Annotated in this window: 22 protein-coding genes; 21 read left to right on the forward strand and 1 reads right to left on the reverse strand. The window is 33.4% G+C overall.

Going from position 1 to position 22,234, the window contains the following annotated elements:
* Positions 1–142: 142 nt before the first annotated feature.
* From DM444_RS16010 to DM444_RS16085, 16 genes are all read left to right on the forward strand, one after another.
* Positions 143–1,498, forward strand: a complete 1,356-nt coding sequence (locus DM444_RS16010) for an MFS transporter (RefSeq protein ID WP_111288406.1) — start codon at positions 143–145, stop codon at positions 1,496–1,498.
* 24 nt (positions 1,499–1,522) lie between these two features.
* Entirely contained in the window at positions 1,523–2,176 is a 654-nt protein-coding gene (gene pgmB, locus DM444_RS16015; RefSeq protein ID WP_111288407.1) for a beta-phosphoglucomutase, read from the forward strand.
* A gap of 141 nt (positions 2,177–2,317) precedes the next feature.
* Positions 2,318–4,621: a glycoside hydrolase family 65 protein gene (locus tag DM444_RS16020; protein ID WP_111288408.1), complete on the forward strand. Its 2,304-nt coding sequence runs from the start codon at positions 2,318–2,320 to the stop codon at positions 4,619–4,621.
* 28 nt (positions 4,622–4,649) lie between these two features.
* Positions 4,650–6,764 (forward strand): glycoside hydrolase family 97 protein, encoded by a 2,115-nt coding sequence (locus DM444_RS16025; protein WP_111288409.1) that lies wholly within the window; start codon positions 4,650–4,652, stop codon positions 6,762–6,764.
* A 110-nt stretch (positions 6,765–6,874) separates the two neighbouring features.
* Positions 6,875–7,576, forward strand: coding sequence for a carboxylesterase family protein (locus DM444_RS16030; RefSeq protein ID WP_111288410.1), 702 nt, complete (start codon positions 6,875–6,877; stop codon positions 7,574–7,576).
* Position 7,577: 1 nt separating this feature from the next.
* Positions 7,578–7,886: a hypothetical protein gene (locus DM444_RS16035; RefSeq protein WP_111288411.1), complete on the forward strand. Its 309-nt coding sequence runs from the start codon at positions 7,578–7,580 to the stop codon at positions 7,884–7,886.
* Positions 7,887–7,943: 57 nt separating this feature from the next.
* The gene (locus tag DM444_RS16040) at positions 7,944–8,123 is read left to right on the forward strand and encodes a hypothetical protein (RefSeq protein ID WP_111288413.1); all 180 of its coding nucleotides are present in this window, start codon (positions 7,944–7,946) and stop codon (positions 8,121–8,123) included.
* Between the two features lie 28 nt (positions 8,124–8,151).
* On the forward strand, positions 8,152–10,017 hold the full coding sequence (locus DM444_RS16045; protein ID WP_111288415.1) for a glycoside hydrolase family 13 protein: 1,866 nt from the start codon (positions 8,152–8,154) through the stop codon (positions 10,015–10,017).
* 163 nt (positions 10,018–10,180) lie between these two features.
* A complete protein-coding gene (locus tag DM444_RS16050; protein ID WP_111288417.1) occupies positions 10,181–11,848 on the forward strand; it encodes an alpha-amylase family glycosyl hydrolase in 1,668 nt (555 codons plus the stop codon).
* A gap of 136 nt (positions 11,849–11,984) precedes the next feature.
* The gene (locus DM444_RS16055) at positions 11,985–12,662 is read left to right on the forward strand and encodes a glycerophosphodiester phosphodiesterase (RefSeq protein ID WP_111288418.1); all 678 of its coding nucleotides are present in this window, start codon (positions 11,985–11,987) and stop codon (positions 12,660–12,662) included.
* Between the two features lie 76 nt (positions 12,663–12,738).
* Positions 12,739–13,947 (forward strand): BaiN/RdsA family NAD(P)/FAD-dependent oxidoreductase, encoded by a 1,209-nt coding sequence (locus tag DM444_RS16060; protein ID WP_111288420.1) that lies wholly within the window; start codon positions 12,739–12,741, stop codon positions 13,945–13,947.
* 6 nt (positions 13,948–13,953) lie between these two features.
* On the forward strand, positions 13,954–14,601 hold the full coding sequence (locus DM444_RS16065) for an HAD family hydrolase (RefSeq protein WP_111288422.1): 648 nt from the start codon (positions 13,954–13,956) through the stop codon (positions 14,599–14,601).
* 1 nt (position 14,602) lies between these two features.
* The gene (locus DM444_RS16070; protein WP_111288424.1) at positions 14,603–15,175 is read left to right on the forward strand and encodes a Crp/Fnr family transcriptional regulator; all 573 of its coding nucleotides are present in this window, start codon (positions 14,603–14,605) and stop codon (positions 15,173–15,175) included.
* 60 nt (positions 15,176–15,235) lie between these two features.
* The gene (locus DM444_RS16075) at positions 15,236–15,904 is read left to right on the forward strand and encodes an MBL fold metallo-hydrolase (RefSeq protein WP_111288426.1); all 669 of its coding nucleotides are present in this window, start codon (positions 15,236–15,238) and stop codon (positions 15,902–15,904) included.
* Positions 15,905–15,986: 82 nt separating this feature from the next.
* Positions 15,987–16,703: a hypothetical protein gene (locus tag DM444_RS16080; protein ID WP_111288428.1), complete on the forward strand. Its 717-nt coding sequence runs from the start codon at positions 15,987–15,989 to the stop codon at positions 16,701–16,703.
* A 10-nt stretch (positions 16,704–16,713) separates the two neighbouring features.
* On the forward strand, positions 16,714–17,421 hold the full coding sequence (locus DM444_RS16085) for a hypothetical protein (RefSeq protein WP_111288430.1): 708 nt from the start codon (positions 16,714–16,716) through the stop codon (positions 17,419–17,421).
* Positions 17,422–17,427: 6 nt separating this feature from the next.
* Here the strand turns inward: DM444_RS16085 and DM444_RS16090 are convergent, their stop codons facing one another.
* On the reverse strand, positions 17,428–17,904 hold the full coding sequence (locus DM444_RS16090; protein WP_111288432.1) for a TspO/MBR family protein: 477 nt from the start codon (positions 17,902–17,904) through the stop codon (positions 17,428–17,430).
* 143 nt (positions 17,905–18,047) lie between these two features.
* Here DM444_RS16090 and DM444_RS16095 point away from each other — a divergent pair, with 143 nt between their 5' ends.
* The 5 genes from DM444_RS16095 (at position 18,048) to DM444_RS16115 (ending at position 22,114) form a co-directional block, all read left to right on the forward strand.
* Positions 18,048–19,148, forward strand: coding sequence for a diphosphomevalonate/mevalonate 3,5-bisphosphate decarboxylase family protein (locus DM444_RS16095; protein ID WP_111288434.1), 1,101 nt, complete (start codon positions 18,048–18,050; stop codon positions 19,146–19,148).
* Positions 19,149–19,192: 44 nt separating this feature from the next.
* On the forward strand, positions 19,193–19,447 hold the full coding sequence (locus DM444_RS16100; RefSeq protein ID WP_111288436.1) for a hypothetical protein: 255 nt from the start codon (positions 19,193–19,195) through the stop codon (positions 19,445–19,447).
* Positions 19,448–19,492: 45 nt separating this feature from the next.
* On the forward strand, positions 19,493–20,431 hold the full coding sequence (locus tag DM444_RS16105) for a mevalonate kinase family protein (protein WP_111288438.1): 939 nt from the start codon (positions 19,493–19,495) through the stop codon (positions 20,429–20,431).
* Between the two features lie 76 nt (positions 20,432–20,507).
* Positions 20,508–21,098: a DUF502 domain-containing protein gene (locus DM444_RS16110; RefSeq protein WP_111288440.1), complete on the forward strand. Its 591-nt coding sequence runs from the start codon at positions 20,508–20,510 to the stop codon at positions 21,096–21,098.
* A gap of 59 nt (positions 21,099–21,157) precedes the next feature.
* Positions 21,158–22,114 (forward strand): geranylgeranylglycerol-phosphate geranylgeranyltransferase, encoded by a 957-nt coding sequence (locus tag DM444_RS16115; protein ID WP_111288442.1) that lies wholly within the window; start codon positions 21,158–21,160, stop codon positions 22,112–22,114.
* Positions 22,115–22,234 lie beyond the last annotated feature (120 nt).

Consider the following 22,234-nt stretch of genomic DNA (forward strand, 5'->3'; position numbering starts at 1 on the left):
ATATTTATGGCTTTTTTATTAGCATAAATAAAAAAATAATTAATACTTTTACGCCCGTCAAGGCTTTTACTTTTACTTCGAAAAAACAGTAAGTTTTGATAAGCAAAGCGCTTATCGTATAATTAATTTTTTAATTACGATAATGGAAAAGCGTAAATTAAGTTTCTGGGAAATCTGGAATATGAGTTTCGGTTTCTTAGGAATACAAATGGGGTTTGCACTTCAGAATGCAAATGCCAGTAGAATTCTTCAAATTTTTGGTGCCGACGTACATGAACTTTCTTGGTTCTGGATTATTGCTCCTCTTATGGGATTAATAGTGCAGCCAATAATTGGTCATTACAGTGATAAAACTTGGGGAAGATTCGGCAGACGAAAACCTTTCTTTTTGGTTGGCGCTATTTTAGCTTCGGTAGGATTAATTTTAATGCCGCAGGCTAATATTTTCATTTCTATTTTGCCAGCTTTATGGGTTGGAGCTGGAATGTTAATGATCATGGATGCTTCTTTCAATATTGCCATGGAGCCGTTTCGCGCGCTTGTTGGTGATAATTTAAGAACAGATCAGCGTACTGCAGGATTCAGTATTCAAACTTCATTAATTGGTTTTGGAGCCGTAATTGGTTCAGCATTGCCATATGTTTTAACGAAGTACTTTCACATTTCAAACAGCACAGTTCCAGGAAGTGTACCTTTAAATCTGACTTTGTCATTTATAATTGGAGCCGCAGTTTTAATTGGTTCTATTTTAGTAACCTTATTCACAACCAAAGAATACTCACCAGAAGAATTGGCAAAATTTGAAGATCCGCAAAATGACGTGGTTTCTGATTCTGAGGAAAAATCAAAAATTACAGACATCTTTACCGATTTTGCAAAAATGCCAACAACAATGCGCCAGTTAAGCTGGGTGCAGTTTTTTTCTTGGTTTGGTTTATTCGGAATGTGGGTTTTTACCACTCCAGCAATTGCACATCATATTTACAAACTGCCATTAAATGACACTTCAAGCCAACAATATCAAGATGCTGGAGACTGGGTCGGAATTCTTTTTGGTGTTTATAACTTAGTTTCGGCTATTGTCGCTTTGTTTTTCTTGCCATATATCGCAAAAAAAATCGGGCGAAAAGCAACACATTCACTTTCATTGGTTATTGGAGGAATTGGTTTAATATCAATTTATTTCATGCCAAATGAAGACTGGGTTGTATTGCCAATGGTTTTAATTGGAGTTGCTTGGGCAAGTATTTTGGCAATGCCTTATGCAATCCTTGCAGGATCTATTACACCTAAAAAAATGGGTGTTTACATGGGAATTTTTAATTTCTTTGTCGTTATCCCACAAATCGTAAATGCATTAATTGGAGGTCCAATTGTAAAATATCTTTACAACGGAGATGCCATTTATGCTCTAGTCACAAGTGGAGTTAGTTTTTTAATCGCCGCTGCTTTAGTTTCTAAAGTAAAAGATGTAGACGACTTTACTCAAAAATCATAATTTAAGAATAATTTTTCCCTCACAATGAACAAAAAGGCATTTATATTCGACCTTGACGGCGTAATTGTAGACACCGCTAAATACCACTTTTTGGCCTGGCAGAAAATCGCTCAGTCATTAAATATAAATTTTACACACGAAGACAACGAACTTTTAAAAGGTGTTAGCCGAGTTCGTTCATTAGACATTATACTTGGATTAGGCAATGTCCAAGCTTCTCAAGAAGACAAAGACAAATGGCTAATTCAAAAAAATGAAGATTATTTATCTTATCTAGTTGACATGGATGAAAGTGAGATTCTTCCAGGAGTTTTAAAAGTGCTACAACTATTGAAAGATTTAAATCAAGGAATTGCATTGGGTTCTGCCAGCAAAAATGCAAGACCAATTCTAGAAAAAACTGGGATCCTATCTTACTTCGATGTTATTGTTGACGGAAACGATGTCAGCAATGCAAAACCAGATCCGGAAGTTTTCTTAAAAGCGGCTCAATTATTAAATATTGATCCAAAAAATTCAATTGTATTTGAAGATTCTGTTGCTGGAATTCAGGCAGCAAATATTGCAGAAATGGTAAGTGTTGGAATTGGTGAGGAAACAATTTTACATGAAGCTGATCATATTTTTAAAGATTTTACCCAAATCACACCAGGCTTTATTGAGAAACTAATTGGATAATTAGAAAATATGTCAATGAGAAAATTAATCTCATCGACAAATATTCTAATGCTAATTACTCAAATGAATGTAAAAAAGTTAATAAGAACCAAGGCAATTATCTAATTATCAAATTGCCATATTTTCTAATATGAAGAAAAAATGAATCAAGATTATATAAAACCAGACAATTGGTCCATTATCGAAGAAGGATTTGATGTCGAAAGAGTAAAATCGTCTGAAAGTCTTTTTAGTATCGGAAACGGTGCTATGGGACAACGTGCGAATTTTGAAGAAAGATATTCTGGCGAGACTTTTCAAGGAAGTTATATCGCAGGAATTTATTATCCAGATAAAACAAAAGTGGGCTGGTGGAAAAACGGTTATCCGAAATATTTCGCTAAAGTTTTGAATGCTCCAAACTGGATTGGAATTGATATTGAAATCAATGAAGAAAATTTTGACTTAAACAATTGTACCGAAGTTAGAAATTTCCGTAGAGAATTGAATATGAAAGAAGGATGGTACAATCGTTCTTTTGAAGCTGTTCTTCAAAACGGAACTGAAATCGCAGTAAACATTCGTCGTTTTCTTTCATTAGATTTAGACGAAGCTGGGATCATAAAATATGATATTATACCTTTAAACAAAGATGCAAAAATCGTTTACAAACCGTATATCGATGCTGGTGTAACTAATGAAGATGCAAACTGGGAAGAAAAATTCTGGGAACCGCTTGAAGTTAAAAAAGGAACAAACGAAGCTTTTGTAACTGCTCAAACTTTCAAAACGCATTTCAAGGTTACAACTTTTATGCACAATACGATTTTAGCAAACGGAGAAAATGCAAATATTTCACCTTCAACAATTGATTCAACGGTAGATAAAGTTCAGTACACTTACGGAACAATTATTGCAAAAGGACAAACCTCAACAATTCAAAAAATTGGCGGTTATACGGTTTCTTTAAACCACGAAAATACTTTGGCTGGAGCCGAAAAAGTAATAAAATCTGCTGTTGCTTTAGGATATGATACTTTGCTTCAAAATCAAATTGAGGCTTGGGCAAAAATCTGGGAAATGTCAGATATTACTATTGAAGGCGATGTAAAAGCACAACAAGGAATTCGTTTCAACATCTTCCAATTGAATCAAACCTATTCAGGAAAAGATTCTCGTTTAAACATTGGTCCAAAAGGTTTTACAGGAGAAAAATACGGCGGATCAACTTATTGGGATACTGAGGCATATTGTATTCCTTTTTATATGGCGACAAAAGATCAGCAGGTTGCAAGAAACTTGTTGACTTACCGTTACAATCAATTGGATAAAGCAATTGAAAATGCTAAAGATAATTTAGGTTTCAAAAACGGTGCAGCTTTATACCCAATGGTTACCATGAATGGTGAAGAATGCCATAACGAATGGGAAATCACACACGAAGAAATCCACCGAAATGGTGCGATTGCTTTTGCGATTTATAACTATAACCGCTACACGGGAGATTACTCTTATATTCCAGAAAAAGGATTAGAAGTTTTAATCGGAATTGCGCGTTTCTGGCACCAGAGAGCTTCTTTCTCTAAAGATAAAAATCAGTACGTAATTTTGGGAGTTACAGGACCAAACGAATACGAAAATAACATCAACAATAATTTCTACACCAATTATATTGCAAAATGGTGTATTGATTTTGCTTCAGAACAAATCGAAAAAGTAGCATCAGAATATCCTGCAGATCACAAAAGGGTTTTGGATAAAGTAAATCTTTCTGTAGAAGAAATCAAAGAATGGAAAAAAGTTGCTGACGATATGTACTTCCCTATTTCTAAAGAACTTGGGATTTATTTACAGCAAGACGGTTTCTTAGACAAAGATTTAGTTCCTGTAAAAGATTTAGATCGTTCACAGCGTCCAATTAACCAAAAATGGTCTTGGGATCGCGTTTTACGTTCGCCTTACATCAAACAAGCCGACGTTTTACAAGGTTTCTATTTCTTCGAAGATCATTTTTCGAAAGAGGAATTAAAACGCAATTTTGAATTTTATGAATCATTTACGGTTCACGAAAGTTCACTTTCTCCTTGCGTACACTCGATTCAAGCTGCTGCATTAGATAAAATGGATATGGCCTATACTTTTTATTTAAGAACTTCTCGTTTGGATTTGGATGATTATAATAAAGAAGTGGAAGAAGGTTGTCATATCACGTCAATGGCTGGAACATGGATGAGTATTGTAGAAGGTTTTGGAGGAATGCGTGTTAAAAATGACCAGCTTCATTTCTCTCCAAAAATTCCAAAAGAATGGAAAGGTTATTCTTTTAAAATTAATTTCAGAAACCAAATTCTTAAAGTAGCTGTAAATCACAATGAAACAACTTTTACTGTAGATGGCGATCAAGATTTAACAATTGTAGTTAATGGAAATCCTATAATTGCAAGTAAATTTGTACAAATAAATTAAATTACAATACACTTAAAAACTAAAAAACATGAAAAACTTATTTTTCGCAAGTTTAATTTTGTTTGCGTTTAGCACCGTTGCAAAAGCGCAGCAATTAAAATCACCCGAAGGCAAGTTCGTAATGGAATTTTCTCTTCAAAACGACGGAACTCCAACGTACAATTTAAAATACAAAAACAAAGAAGTTGTAAAAACCAGTAAACTTGGTCTTGAACTTAAAGATGATAAAAAATCTTTATTGAATGACTTTACGGTTGTTGATACTAAAACTTCCACTTTTGATGAAACTTGGAAACCAGTTTGGGGAGAAGTAGATCACATCAGAAATCATTATAATGAATTGGCTGTGACTTTAAACCAAAAAGGAACAGACAGACAAATCATTATCCGTTTTCGTTTATTCGAAGACGGACTTGGATTTAGATATGAATTCCCAGCGCAAAAGAATCTTACTTACTTTGTAATCAAAGAAGAAAGATCTCAATTTGCCATGACTGGAGATCATACTGCTTTCTGGATTCCAGGAGATTATGATACACAGGAATACGATTATACAAAATCTAAATTATCTGAAATTAGAGGTTTGTCTCAAAAAGCATATACAGCAAACGTTTCGCAAAGATCTTTTTCACCAACAGGAGTTCAGACTTCTTTGATGTTAAAAACTAACGACGGAATCTACATCAACTTACATGAAGCTGCTTTGATCAACTATTCTTGTATGCACTTGAATTTAGATGACAAAAGCTTCGTTTTCAACTCTTGGCTAACACCAGATGCAAAAGGTGACAAAGGTTATATGCAGGCGCCAAGCCACTCACCATGGAGAACGATTATGGTAAGTGATGACGCTAGAGAAATCTTAGCTTCAAAAATGACTTATAATTTAAATGATCCTTCAAAAATTGATGATACTTCTTGGATTAAACCAGTAAAATACGTTGGTGTTTGGTGGGAAATGATTACAGGAAAAAGCTCTTGGTCATACACAAACGATTTCCCTACAGTTCAATTGGGAGTTTCAGATTTTTCAAAAGCAAAACCAAACGGAACACATGGAGCAAACAATGCTAACGTAAAAAAATACATTGATTTTGCTGCTGCTAATGGTTTCGACGCTGTTTTAGTTGAAGGATGGAACGAAGGTTGGGAAGACTGGTTTGGTCACTCAAAAGATTATGTTTTTGATTTCTTAACGCCTTACCCAGATTTTGATGTAAAAGGTCTTCACGAATATGCAAAATCTAAAGGTGTAAAAATCATCATGCACCACGAAACTTCAGGTTCTGTTCGTAACTACGAGCGCCACATGGATGCAGCTTACAAATTCATGAATGATAATGGATATGATGCTGTAAAAAGCGGTTACGTAGGTGATATTTTGCCAAGAGGCGAAAATCACTACAGCCAATGGATTGTAAACCACTACCAATATGCAATCGAAAAAGCGGCAGATTACAAAATTATGGTGAACGCTCACGAAGCAGTCCGTCCAACGGGAATTGCAAGAACGTATCCTAACTTAATTGGAAACGAAGCGGCAAGAGGAACAGAGTACCAAGCTTTTGGAGGTTCTAAACCAAACCATGTAACGGTTTTACCTTTTACACGTTTAATTGGTGGTCCAATGGATTACACTCCTGGAATCTTCGAAATGGATATTAGCAAAATGAATCCTGACAACAAATCGCATGTAAACAGTACAATCTGTAACCAATTGGCATTATACGTTACAATGTACAGCCCGTTGCAAATGGCTGCTGATACCCCAGAAAACTACAACCGTTTTCCAGATGCATTCCAATTCATTAAAGATGTTGCTGTAGATTGGTCAGAAAGTAAATATATCGAAGCTGAACCTGGAGATTTTATTACAGTTGCGCGTAAAGCAAAAGGAACAAATAACTGGTTTATCGGAAACGTAAACGGAGAAACTCCACGTACTTCAAACATCGATTTCAGTTTCCTTGAAAAAGGTAAAAAATATACAGCAACCATTTATGCTGATGCAAAAGATGCGCATTACAAAACGAATCCGCAAGCTTATACAATCAAGAAAATTGCTGTAACTAATAAATCAAAATTATCTCAGTTTTCTGCTCCTGGTGGAGGTTATGCGATAAGCATTATTGAAAATAAATAATTTTTAAAGACAAGTAATTAACCCCAAGATTACTTGTCTTTTTACTATAAATTCAAATTAAGAAATTAAATTTGAGGTAACTATTTTCTTCATCTCTAGATAAATTTAATATGAGCTTCAAACTTAATTTCTTGATTTTCCTTTTTATCTTTTTTGGTTTTAATACGTATTCCCAAACCAAAACAAAAGCATCTTATGATTATCTTTTGTATTTGCCGAAAGACTATACAAAAGGAACCAAAAAATATCCACTTGTAATTTATTTACATGGTGGTTCGCAAAAAGGAAACGATCTAAATAAACTGAAAATCTACGGTCTTCCCTATTTAGTAGAAAAAGGTCAAGATTTCGATTTTATAATTGCTTCGCCTCAATGTCCAGACAATAAATACTGGTCATCTGAAAATTGGTTCGAAACATTATATGCCGATTTAGAAGCAAAATATAGAATCGATAAAAGCAGAATTTACATAACCGGAATTAGCATGGGCGGTTACGGAGCTTACATTACAGCTTTAGATTTCCCTGATAAATTCGCTGCAGTTGTTGCATTTTGTGGAGGAATTAACGACAGTGATCTAACTAGAATCTGTAATCTCAGTAAAATTCCTATTTGGGCTTTTCACGGAACTGCAGATGATAAAATTCCGATTAGTGAAACTGAAAGAATTGCAAAAGGTCTTGAATTTTGTGAAACTAAGAATAAATTCAAGTTTACTCGTTTAGAAAATGAAGGGCATGAGATTCAATATCTGTATGAGAAAAATCCAGAAATATATAAATGGATGCTTGAACAGAAGAAATCAAAATAGTATGAAACAGTCAATAATAATTTTTACAAGCTTATTACTTTTTAGTTGTAGTAAAAAAGAAAATACAATTGATTTATTAGATTATTCTTTTTCTGGAACTTTTAGTCAAGTTTATTCTTTAAAAATAAATCAAACGGATACCGTTTATATACATCAAGAATGGATGGGCTATCGTTTGAAAAATGGTATTTCTGACCCAAAAGATAAAACAAACTACTATGCAATTTTAAATAAGAAAGAAAAATTAAAACTATTTAATTATATAGAAAAAGTTAATCTATTCAAATACAAATCTGAATATTCTTTATAACATATTATTGATGGAAGCACTTATATAATTAGCATAACAAAGGATAATAAAAACAAAATGATATCTGTTTATGGTGGTGCGCCTAAAGAAATTGATTCAATTGCAATATTGGTAAATAATCTAAAGCAAAAACTTATATTAAAGGAAACCAAAAAAAATCTTCACTTTGAAAGTGAAAAGATAATTTCTTTTCTAAAGCCACCTCTGCCTCCTCCAGTAAAAAACATCAATAATTAATGTTCAAATTGAACTAAAAACAAAAACTATGAACAACCTAAAAATAAACCATCATATCTATAAATTACTTCTATTGGTTTTGTTGTTTTCCGCTTCCGCAAAAGCACAAATCCAAAAAGTAGAACCACCTTTCTGGTACGCCGGAATGAAAAATCCGGAACTGCAAATTATGTTCTACGGAAAAAACATTTCACAATACGAAGCTTCAGTTTCTAACAATGTTGCGATTAAAAATGTAGAAAAAACAGAAAATCCAAATTACCTTTTCGTAACAATCGATACGAAAGACGTAAAAGCTTCTGAATTGGTTTTTTCTTTCAAAAACAATAATAAAGTTGCTTTTAAACAAAAATATGTTCTGAAAGAAAGAAGAGCAAATTCGGCAGATAGAAAAAGTTATGATGCCTCTGATTTGATTTACCTAATCATGCCGGATCGTTTTGCTAACGGAAATCCTAAAAACGACAGTGATGCTTCTTTAACAGAGAAAGGAAATCGTCAAGATCCAAGCGGACGCCACGGCGGCGATATCGAAGGAATCATTAAAAACTTAGATTATATTTCGTCTCTTGGCGCGACAACAATTTGGAGCACACCTTTATGCGAAGACAACGACAAACAACATTCGTATCATACGTATGGACAATCGGATGTTTACAAAATCGATCCGCGTTACGGAACAAACGATGATTATGCTCGTTTGTCTACAGAAATGCATAAAAAAGACATGAAACTGGTTATGGATTATGTTACGAATCACTGGGGAATTACACACTGGATGATGAAGGATATTCCGACTAAAACTTGGTTCAATCAATTCGAAACGTTCACACAAACACATCACCGTCGTGAAGTAATTACAGATATTCATGCTTCAAAAATAGATCAGGAAGTTTGTGTAGACGGTTGGTTTGTACCTTCTATGCCCGATTTAAATTTAAGAAATCCTCTTGTTGCAAAATACTTAACTCAAAACGCTATTTGGTGGATTGAATTTGCAAATCTTGATGGATTTAGAGTTGACACTTATAATTATTCGGATAAAACAGCAATGGCAAATTGGGCAAAATCAATTACAGATGAATACCCAAATTTTAATATTGTGGGTGAAATCTGGATGCACAATCAAGCGAATTTAGCTTTTTGGCAAAAAGACAGTAAAATTGGAGCAATTGAAAACTACAATTCAAATCTTCCAACTATAATGGATTTTACGCTTCAAAGTCAGATTACTTCTGCCTTTAGCGAAGACACACCAAATTGGGACAGCGGATTGATTAAATTCTACAACAATTTTGCAATGGATTTTTTATATCCAAATACCAATAATATTTTGGTTTTTTCCGAAAATCACGATACTGATCGTATGAACGAAAAGTTCAAATATGATTTACCAAAATACAAACTGGCAATGACATTATTAGCTACCGTTCGTGGAATTCCGCAAATCTATTACGGTTCAGAAATCGGAATGGGCGGTGATAAAGGTAAAGGCGGTGATGCCGATATTCGTCAGGATTTCCCAGGCGGATGGGCTGGCGACAAAAACAATGCTTTTACGGCAGCAGGAAGAACGGCAGAGCAAGCTGCTTATTTTGATTTCTCTTCGAAATTGTTCAACTGGAGAAAAACAAACGAAGCGGTTCATTTCGGAAAAATGAAGCATTATATTCCAGAAAACAACACTTATGTATATTTCAGATATACAGATTCTAAAACGGTTATGGTTGTTTTTAATAATAATGCAAAAGAGCAAGTTGTAAAAACTAACCGTTTTAAAGAAAGCATTAAAAACTACAAATCAGGAAAAGATGTTATTTCAGGAAAAACATTCGATTTAGCTTCTGAAATTACTTTAGAACCAAAATCAGCTTTGGTTTTAGAATTGGAATAATTTTAAACACACAGCATATAACGTAGAGACGCACTGCAGTGCGTCTACGCAAAGTTTTTCCGCCACGAATTCACGAATTTTTATTCTCAAAGATTTTAAAAAATAATTCGTGAATTCGTGGCTATTTTTTTCAACACAATCCATCCTAAAATATTCTAAAATAATGAAAAAATACACTTTCCTTTTTTTATCTTTAGTATACTTAACAATGAGTTGTTCTGGCTCAAAATCAGTTACAATGAATAACGAAAACACTTCGAAAACACCTTTCGTTTGGGAAGGAGCAAATGTTTATTTTTTACTTACAGACCGTTTTTACAACGGCGACAAATCGAACGATTTAAATTTCAACCGAACTAAAACTTCTGGAAAACTACGCGGATTTGAAGGCGGAGATATTATCGGAATCACTAAAAAAATCGAATCAGGTTATTTTGAAAAATTAGGGATAAATGCTATTTGGCTTACGCCGATTGTCGAACAGATTCACGACGGAGTTGATGAAGGAACCGGATTGAGTTACGGCTTTCACGGCTACTGGGCAAAAGACTGGACAGCTCTGGATCCAAACTTTGGAACCAAAGAAGATTTAGCTAATCTGGTAAAAAAAGCACACGAAAAAGGAATCAGAATAGTTTTGGATGGCGTAATCAATCATACTGGACCAGTAACTCCAGAAGATCCCGTTTGGCCTTCTGACTGGGTAAGAACTGGCGTTGTCTGCGATTATAAATCATTCGAAAATACTACAATGTGTACTTTGGTTGAAAATCTTCCTGATGTAAAAACTGAAAGTACTCAAAACGTAGAACTGCCTCCTTTTTTAATCGAAAAATGGAAAAAAGAAGGTCGTTACGAAAAAGAAATTGCTTCATTGGATGAATTCTTCAAAAGAACAGGTTATCCAAGAAGTCCGAAATATTACATTATAAAATGGCTTACCGATTATATTGTAGAATTTGGAATTGACGGTTACCGTGCCGACACAGTAAAACACACCGAAGAAGGCGTTTGGGCCGATTTTAAAAAAGAGTGTGATTATGCATTTGAAACTTGGAAAAAACACCATCCTTTACAGGTTTTAGATCAGAATCCGTTTTATACCATTGCCGAAGTTTACGGTTATGGAATCAGCGGTGGGCAGGATTATGATTTTGGAGATCGAAAAGTCAATTATTTTCAAAATGGTTTTGACAGCATGATCAATTTTGAATTTAAATGGAATGCGGCTCAAAACGATTACGAAGGTTTATTTTCTAAATATTCGAATGCTTTAAATAATGAATTAAAAGGTTATTCGGTTTTAAACTATATGTCTTCGCACGACGATGGTCAGCCTTTTGATGCAAACCGTGTAAAAGGAATTGAAACGGGAACTAAACTTTTGCTTTCGCCAGGAATGTCGCAAGTTTATTATGGCGACGAATCAAATCGTTCCTTAGTTGTTGAAGGTACAAATGGCGATGCAACTTTACGGTCAAACATGAATTGGGACGAAATTCAGAATAATTCTGAAATACAGAAAACACTTTTACACTGGCAGAAATTAGGTCAGTTTAGACGAAATCATCCTGCTGTTGGAGCTGGTGTTCATAAATTAATTAATCCGTATCCTTATACTTTTTCCAGAACATTTACCCAAGGCTCTTTTACAGATAAAGTTGTTATGGGAGTAGATTTACCAAAAGGCAGAAAAGAACTTCCAGTTGGTGACCTCTTCCCAAACGGAACAAAACTAAAAGATGCTTATTCGAATCAAGAAGTTGAAGTCATTGATGGAAAAGTGATTATAGACAACGATTTTGATATTGTTTTATTAGAATTAATTTAACCGCAAAGTTCGCAAAGACATACGCAAGGTTCGCAAAGGTTTATAAAATCTTTGCGAACCTTTTTAATTAAATAAAAAAACTTGTGTCCTTTGCGTAAAACTTTGCGACCTTTGCGGTTAAGAAAAAAACTGTAGAATGCTAAAAATAGCTCACAGAGGCGCCAAAGCCTACGAACCTGAAAATACTTTACAAGCTTTTCAAAAAGCATTAGATCTAAATTCAGACGGAATTGAACTTGACGTTCACCTTAGCTCTGACGAACATATCATCGTAATTCATGACGAAACAATAGACAGAACCACTAACGGAAAAGGTTTAGTCAAAGATTTTACTTTAGCAGAATTAAAATCATTTTTAATTGATGAAAAATATCAAATTCCAACTTTAAATGAGGTTTTTGATTTAGTCGACAAAAAATGCCTGATTAATATCGAATTAAAAGGTTTAGGAACTCCGAATAAAGTGGTATCCCTTATAGAAAAATATATTTCAGAAAAAAACTGGAATTACAATCATTTCATCATTTCAAGTTTCGAATGGAATATGCTGGAAGAAACTTCAACTTTAAATTCAAATATCCCAATTGGTGTTTTAACAGAAGAAGATATTGACATTGCTTTGGCTTTCGCCGAAAAAATAAAAGCAAAAGCAATCCATCCAGATTTTCAGTTATTGAATGAAAAGAATGTCCTTCAAATTCAGGAAAAAGGATTTCTAGTTTTGCCTTGGACAGTAAATACTGAAAAAGACATTCAAAAAGTAAAAAGTTATAAAGTAAACGGAATTATCTCTGATAATCCAGACAAAATATAAAATCCGCTACGAGAAACTTTGACAAAGTTCATCAGGGTTCAATAAAAAATTCGTGAATTCGTGGCTAACAAAAAATATGATTAAAAATTTCGACATAATAATCGTTGGCGGAGGCGCTGCTGGTTTTTTTACTGCAATTAATATTGCCGAGAAAAATCCGAAACTCAAAATTGCCATTTTAGAAAGAGGAAAAGAAGTTCTTTCTAAAGTCCGCGTTTCCGGAGGCGGACGATGCAACGTTACACACGCCTGTTTTGAACCCAACGAATTAGTAAAATTTTATCCTCGTGGAGAAAAAGAACTTCGAGGGCCTTTCCATCAATTTTGTTCTGGCGATACAATTGAATGGTTCGAAAAACATGGTGTAGAATTAAAAATTGAAGAAGATGGAAGAATGTTTCCCGTTTCTAATTCATCACAAACCATTATCGATTGTTTTTTAAAAGCAACCGAAAAATTAGGCATAAAAGTATTGACAGGACAAAGTGTACAATCGATTTTCAAAAAAGAAAATCACTGGAAAATTGATACGCAAACTGATAATTATGCTACCGAAAAATTAGTCATGGCAACAGGAAGCAACCCTAAAATCTGGGAAATGCTTCAAGAGCACGGACACGCTATTGTGAGCCCAGTCCCTTCCCTATTTACTTTCAACATCAAAGATTCTCGAATTAAAGAATTGCCAGGGGTTGCTGCACAAGTTACGGTTAATGTAAAAGACACTAAACTAGAATCGACAGGACCTTTGTTAATCACGCATTGGGGAATGAGCGGACCAGCAATCTTGAAACTTTCGGCTTGGGGCGCACGCATTTTGCACGATAAAAATTATCAGTTTACCATTTTCGTCAATTGGTTAAATGATGTTGATTTTGAAGATGCCGAAAAAATCCTCAAAGATTTAAAACAGGAACACGCTAAAAAAGCCGTTTCTAAAAAATCTCCTTTTGATTTCCCGAATCGTTTGTGGGAAAGTCTGGTTTTGGCTTCGGGAATTGATTCTGAAACGAAATGGGCAGATTTATCTAAAAACCAATTGCTGAATTTAACTTCACAACTAACAAAAGCTGAATTTAAAGTAAACGGAAAAAGTACTTTTAAGGAAGAATTTGTAACGGCTGGCGGAATCGATTTAAAGGAAATCAACTTCAAAACCATGGAAAGCAAAATTCATGAAAACCTTTATTTTGCTGGTGAAATTGTAAATATCGACGCTATTACAGGCGGATTTAATTTTCAGAATGCCTGGACAAGCGGGTTTATTCTGGCTCAAAATATTTAATACAAAATGAAATTTAAAGGAATTATTTTTGATTTAGACGGCACATTAGTCAATTCATTAGAAGACATCTCAGATGCGATGAACAAAGTACTTACCGCTTTAAATTATCCTACACATACTTACGACACTTATCAATATTTTATTGGGAGCGGTTTACGAAATCTGGTAAGTAAAGCTTTACCTGCTACAAACAATTCTGATGATGAAATCGAAAGTTGTTTTGAATGTATGGTCGATGAATATACTAAAATCTGCACGCTGAAAACAAAACCTTATGAAGGTATTGTCGAATTGTTAGAAAACCTGACTTCACAAAATATCAAAATGGCTGTTTTTTCGAACAAAGCTGATGAATTGACGAAGAAAATAGCATCTGAAATTTTTCCAAATCATTTCGATACAGCAGTTGGTTTAAGTACAGAAGCACTTAAAAAACCAAATCCGTTTGAGGCTTTAGAAATTGGCAAGAAATGGAATTTAAAACCCGAAGAAATTCTTTTTGTTGGTGATTCTGATATTGATATGCAGACGGCTGTAAATGCCAATATGTTTCCTGTTGGCGTTACTTGGGGCTACAGAACAGAAGAAGAATTAAAAAACAGCGGTGCGAAACTGGTTGTCAATAGCGCTTCAGAGTTAATTGAGATTCTATAAAATGCATCTTTCATTACAAAAACAAATCACAGCAATTGCCTCTTTTTCTGAAAATGAAATCGAGACAATTGCTTCTTGTTTTGAATATGATAAGTTTAATGCCAAAGAATATCTTTCGTCAATGGGAAAAATCAGCAATAAGATTTTCTTTATTCTAAATGGATTGGCAAGAGTTTATTATCTCAAAGACGGAAAAGAAATCACTACCTATTTAAGTTCTGACGAAGGTTTTATTGCTTCGTATTCTAGCTTTATAAATCAATCTGTTTCTTTTGAAAATATTCAATGTATTGAAGATTGTGAAGTTCTTTCGATTACTTTCGAAAAAATGCAATTTCTATATAGCGAAATCCCAAATTGGGAGCGTGTTGGAAGAATTTTAGCAGAGCAGAATTACCTTTGTATGGCAGATCGCGTTTTAAAACTGCAAATGATTCCTGCCAAAGAAAAATACCAGACTTTTTTAACTTCGGCTCCAGCCAAAATAATTCAGCGAACACCTTTAATTTATATCGCTTCTTTTCTCGGAATTACTCCAGAATCATTGAGCAGAATTCGTCAAGATATTTCTTAACATTTATCAAGTGTATTGAAAAATTGAATTCGAATCTTTGTCAAAATAAAATTTGAAAAGATGAAGAATATAGCCAAAGACGTTTACCAAATTCCATTATTCCCGCGAAACGCTATAAATTGTTATTTGATTGAAGATGTTTTAATTGATGCAGGAATTAGAACTTCTGCCAATAAAATAATAAAAGCAATTAAAGGTAAATCCATTAGCAAGCATGCATTGACGCATGCTCACGCCGACCACCAGGGAAGTAGTAAAGTGATCTGTGAAACTTTGAACATTCCGCTTTTATGTAGTGAACCTGAAAAGGAATTCGCTGAAAACGGAAATGTTTTTACAGAATATCCAAATCCGAATCATTTTATTTCAAAATTTCAGAAGAATTTCTGGGCAGGAAAAGGACATTCGGTTTCTCAGACTTTAAAAGAAGGAGATCAAATTGGCGGATTCACTGTGATTGAAACTCCGGGACATTCTAGCGGGCATTTATCTTTTTTCAGAGAAAAAGACGGCGTTTTAATCGTTGGAGATGTAATGACCAATATGAATCTTTTAACTACAAAAATCGGTTTGAATGAACCTCCACATTTGTTTACCACTGATAAAGAAACCAATAGAAAGTCCATTCTAAAATTGGCTTCGCTAAAACCAAAAATACTTTGTTTTGGTCACGGACCTGTTTTATTTAATAATGGAGAACTGGAAAAATTTGTTCAAAATCTGAAATGATTTTATTAACACGAATTTACATGTTCTGTAAGTTTTCGTTAAGACTATTCTAATAATTTTACTCTCAACTAATCAATTCTTTATGAGAGTAAAATTACTTACCACAATTTCTATTTTCACATATCAAATCAGCGTTTCTCAAACCGAAAAAGTATTAGCTGGGAAGGTTCTTTCGCAGAATATTCCGCTTAACAAGGTGGAAGTGATTAATAAAACTGCAAAAACGAGTACGACGACAAATGAATTAGGTGAATTTTCGATTCTCGTTCGTCCAAAAGACAGTTTGCTTTTTTTCTCTAAAGATTACTTTTTTAAAAGATTAAAAGTTTCCCAAGAAAATATTGATCAAAATAATATCGTAGTTATTATGATTTTGAAACCTGAAGAATTGGATGAGGTTTTAATAACAAACATAAAATTTCCCAAAGTTGGACCGGCTGACGAAAATTCAACTATTGTACCAATGGGACCAATATCTACAGGTGTTTACAGCGGAACTATCCCAAATGGAATGGATTTAGTCGCTATTTTCAATTTGTTTAGAGGAAAAAGAAAAAAAGAGCAATTTAAGTTCAAGGAATTGGATTTCAAAAAATTAGCCGAAGCAACTGTTCCATTAGATTTCTTTACAAATGATTTGAAAATAAAGCCAGAAGAAAAAGAACTGTTTTTACAATTTTGTGATGCTGATCCGCAAGCTAAAGTTCTTGTACAGCAGAAAAATTTACTTTACACAATGGATTTTCTGCATACTAAAAACAAAGAGTTTCAAAAATTAAATTCAGGAATTAAAAACTAAAAGCCATTACATGAAGGTAAAATTACTTACTACAATTTCTTTTCTTACTTATCAGCTTAGTATTTCTCAAACCGAAAAATTACTTCATGGAAAGGTCGTTTATCAAAATTCTGTTATTAAAGACGTCGAAGTCATTAATAAAACGGCCAAGACAAGTACAAAAACCAACGATTCTGGAGAATTCTCTATTTTAGTAAAAGCGCAAGACAGTTTGCTTTTCTTTTCTAAAGATTACTATTTCACACGATTAAAATTGAAAGCCAAAGACATTGAGACTAATAACATTACAGTTAATATGGTCATTAAACCAGAAGAACTAGATGATGTTGTTATCACACAAGTGAAATTTCAAAAAGTAGAATTTGATAGAGAAGCTGTAAACAAAATTTATGTTGATAAACAATCCAGAGACTTAAGTTCTTATACAGGAGTTAATAATGGCACAATAAGAAATCCTGCACAAATATCTTTCCCCTTAGGAGGAGGAAAACCGAAGAAAAAGTATGAAATTGACGAACGTTTTAAAAAAATGGCGACTGCATATTGTCCGCCAGATTTCTTTCGCAATAATTTGAAATTAAATGAAGAGCAAAAGCAACTTTTTCTAGAATTCTGCGATGCCGATCCAAAATCTAAAACACTAATAGATCATCCGAATGTGTTGTCTATAATGGACTTTTTATTTACTAAAAATGAAGAATTTAAAAAACTGGAATAGGCAAAATTACTTATTCAGCCACCAAATACTTGCATTCAGAACAGTAGCAAATCCAACCCATGCTAAATATGGAATCAATAAATAACCTGCAGTTTTATTGATTTTGATGAATTTTAAATACGTTTCATAAATCATCAGCCATAGAAGAACAATTTCGATTAATGCTAACATTGGATTTTTTAATCCGAAGAACAAATAAGACCAAATTGAGTTTAAAATCAATTGAATGATAAAGAAAAGAAGTGCTTTTTTAACCTCTTCTGTGTTTTCTTTTATTCTGTCCCAAACTAAAGCTGCAGCAACTGCCATAAAAATGTAAAGAACTGTCCAAACTGGCATGAAAATCCAATTCGGCGGATTAAAAACTGGCTTTTCTAATGTCACGTACCAAGTCTCAATACTTGGTCTTGTAACCAAACTTGCAGAATATCCTACTGTTAAACAAACAATTAAGGCTATAGCGATTTTTACGAACTTATTCATTTTATCAAATTTTGAATTCAAAAATAGTCAAAAGAAAATTTAAACCATAAAAGTGATATAAGTTCATTCTAGCAAAGTCAATTTATATTTTCTTATATTACTTATATGGTGAAAAAACTATCTTTGCCAAAATTTTATAATTCATGTATTCAGCAGCTGATTTTATACCAAATCCATATACTTCAACAATCGAAAACGGAAACTTTGAATGGAGCGCTCCAAGCAACATTGCATTGGTAAAGTACTGGGGGAAAAAAGACAACCAGATTCCAGCAAATCCATCAGTGAGTTTTACGCTTAACAATTGTAAAACAATTACGAAATTGGCTTTTTCTAAAAAAGACGCTTCGACTCCGCTCAGCGAGACAAATGGTTTTTCTTTTGATTTACTTTTCGAAGGAAAACCAAAAGAAGATTTCAAACCAAAGATTCAGAAGTTTTTAGAAAGAGTTGAAGTTTATTTGCCATTTTTGAAAGAGTATCATTTTACAATTGATACTCAGAATACTTTTCCTCACAGTTCAGGAATTGCATCTTCGGCTTCTGGAATGGCGGCTTTGGCGATGAATTTTATGAGTTTGGAAAGAAAACTAAACCCAGAAATGACAGAGGATTATTTCTATCAAAAAGCTTCATTTTTGGCTCGTTTAGGTTCTGGAAGTGCCTGCCGAAGCGTAAAAGGAAATGTCGTTGTTTGGGGAAATCAAACGAATATTGAAGGAAGTACAGATTTGTTTGGTGTTGAATTTCCATATACGATTCACGAAAATTTCAAGAATTATCAAGACACCATTTTATTGGTTGATAAAGGCGAAAAACAGGTTTCGAGTACCGTTGGACACGATTTAATGCACAATCATCCGTACGCTGAAAGAAGATTTGCTCAGGCGCATGAAAATCTAGATAAGTTAATTGCCATTTTTGAAAATGGAAATTTAGACGAATTCATCAAAGTTGTAGAAAGTGAAGCCTTGACTTTACATGCTATGATGATGACATCAATGCCGTATTTTATTTTGATGAAACCAAATACACTGCAAATCATAAATGCAATTTGGAAATTTAGAAATGAAACTCAAATTCCGGTTTGTTTTACACTTGATGCTGGAGCAAATGTGCATGTCCTTTATCCCGAAAACGTTACCGAAAAAGTATTACAATTTATTCAAGACGAATTAGTTGTATTTTGTCAGAATAGTCAATACATTTGCGACAAAATTGGAAGTGGCGCAATTGCTTTATAATTTTGCGTATCTTTATACAATAATACATATTTTTAAGTCAGAACATGAATACTGCAACTATAAAACTTTACGATTTATTTAGAAAAGAACTTAATCTTGATGAGAGTAAGACTAAAGAATTTGTCGAAGCAATTGACAGAACTATCAGCGAAGAAATAAGACAAGATAAAAACGAGATAGCTACTAAAGATTTTGTGAAAAAAGAAATTATAGATGCTAAAAATGATATGATTAAATGGTTTGTTGGTCTATTTTTTGCATTGGCCATGATGATTATTGGATTATATATTAAAGGCTAAAAATCAACAGAAAAAATCCTGATAAAAAAAGACATAAAATAAATCATGAAAGGACCATTATTTTATTCAAAAATATTACTTTTTGGAGAGTACGGAATTATCCGCGATTCAAAAGGTCTTGCTATTCCTTATAACTTTTACAATGGCGCACTTAAAAAATCTGAAGAACCATCAGACGAAGCCATTGCCTCAAATAAAAGTTTGAGAAGTTTTGCTTCTTACCTTGAAGTTTTACATACACAGCAGCCAGATTTGGTTACTTTCGATTTAGAAAACCTTAAAAATGATGTCGAAACTGGAATGTATTTCGATTCTAGTATTCCGCAGGGATATGGTGTTGGAAGCAGCGGTGCACTTGTAGCGGCGATTTACGATAAATATGCTAAGAACAAAATTACAGTTCTAGAGAATTTGACACGTGAAAAACTTTTACAGTTAAAAAATATATTTTCTCAGATGGAGAGTTTCTTCCACGGAAAAAGCTCTGGTTTAGATCCGTTGAATAGCTATTTGAGTATTCCGATTTTAATTAATTCTAAAGATAATATTCAGACAACTGGCATTCCAACTCAAAGCTTGGACGGAAAAGGTGCTGTGTTCTTATTAGATTCTGGAATTATTGGAGAAACCGCTCCAATGATCAGCATTTTTATGGAAAGCTTAAAAGACAAAGGTTTCCGTGCAATGCTTAAAAACCAATTTGTGAAATATACAGATATCTGCATCGATAACTTCCTGCATGGCGACATGAAGTCTTTGATCGGTAATACTAAAAAACTTTCTAAAGTTGTTTTAAATAACTTCAAACCAATGATTCCAGAGCAATTTCACGGAATCTGGCAGCATGGAATTGATACAAACGATTATTACCTAAAACTTTGCGGTTCTGGCGGTGGCGGTTACATTCTAGGTTTTACCGAAGATTTAGAAAGAGCCAAAGCTTCTTTGAAAGACTATAAATTAGAAGTAGTTTATCAATTTTAAAGTTGAACCTCTTAAAATATTGTTGTGATTTACTGAATACCCTTTCCTAACATTTAATCTTAAAAAATTATTGCCTATGAAAAGTATTTTAAAAATCATTAAAGCAACTTTTTTAGGAGGAATTCTGTTTTTAGTGCCGCTGGTTGTACTATTAATTGTTTTGGAAAAAGGATATGGTATTGTACAAAAAACAACACTTCCGCTAGTAAGTAATTTACCAAAAATAAGTGTTTTAGGACTTGCTATTCAAGAACTCATCGGAATATTGATCATAATTCTAATTTGTTTTGTTGCTGGATTACTGGCAAGAACTGCAGCTGCAGAAAAATTAGTCCAAAAATTAGAAGACGGAATTTTAAGTTTTGTTCCTGGCTATTCATTTATGAAAAGCATGAATGAAAATATATTAGGTTTAGAATCTAAAGATGATTTAAAAGTAATTTTAGTTCCTACAGATGCTGGTTTACAATTTGCTTTTTTAATAGAGCAAGTTAGCGATGAAAAATTTACCGTTTTTATACCAGATGCTCCAAATCCGTGGAGCGGATCAGTGGTTTTTGTAGATAAAAAAGATATTACAGAAATCGATATTACACAAAAACAAGCTTTGGCCTGTATTAGAAAACTAGGTTATGGTTCTAAAGAATTGTTAAAAAACAAACTCTAAATTTTTGAATTAAAAAATATCTTTTAACTTCCCTCATCTAACCCAACAAACCAAACTTTATGTTAAGCAGACAACAAAAACTTTTAATAATGAAAATTGTTAGTCTGTTCTCTGTGGTTAGGGGTTATAATATTCCTATAATTGTTTTAGCTCAATATTTATCTGCGATTTTTATATTGGCGCCAGAAATTAGAGCATTGGATATTCTTCTTGATTTTTATTTGTTTCTAATTGTTTTTGCTTCGGCTATTACGATCGCTTCCGGGTACATCATCAATAATTTTTACGACAGTCAGAAAGATTTAATTAATAGACCCAACAAATCGATGCTGGATCGTTTGGTTAGTCAGAAAACAAAATTGAACGTTTATTTTAGCTTAAACTTTCTTGCTGTTTTAATGGCTTCCATTGTTTCATGGAGGGCTTTTCTGTTCTTTTCTGCTTATATTTTCCTAATTTGGTTTTATTCTCATAAAATAAAAAAGTATCCGATTATTGGGAATTTAATGTCGGCGTTGCTCGCTGTGACTCCGTTTTTTGCCATTTTACTGTATTTTTACAATAAGATTTCTTTTGAAGAAATTGAGAATCACATGAGCCATTTTATAGTCATATCGGCGCATGCTATTTTCTTATTTCTACTTTTACTAATTCGTGAAATGATTAAAGATTTAGAAAATCTAAAAGGCGATTTAATAACCCAATATCGAACAATCCCAGTTTTGTATGGCGAAAAAATCTCTAAGCAAATCATTACGGCTTTGACCCTTTTGACTATTTTACCGGTTTATGTTTTGGTTAATATTCATGATGTTGGTTACATGGACATTTACTTTTATGTCTGTTTTGGAGTTTTACTTTTTTTCTTGATTTATCTATGGAGATCAAATTCTAAAGAGCAGTTTTTAAAACTTCATAATGTTTTAAAATTCCTTATTGTTTCCGGTGTTTTTTGCATTGTATTGATTAATCCTAGTGTTTTATGGCACGGAAAGGAATTGATTTCTAATTATTAAGATTTTTATTCTGCGAAGTCAGCTTTTGTGAATGTCTGTGATATAATCAAAATCTTTAAAGAGAAGCCAATTGCTTGATTTTAGCCCCGATTACTTCACTTAATATTTATTTTCATAGGA

This window comes from Flavobacterium ginsenosidimutans (assembly GCF_003254625.1).
Classification (GTDB): domain Bacteria; phylum Bacteroidota; class Bacteroidia; order Flavobacteriales; family Flavobacteriaceae; genus Flavobacterium; species Flavobacterium ginsenosidimutans.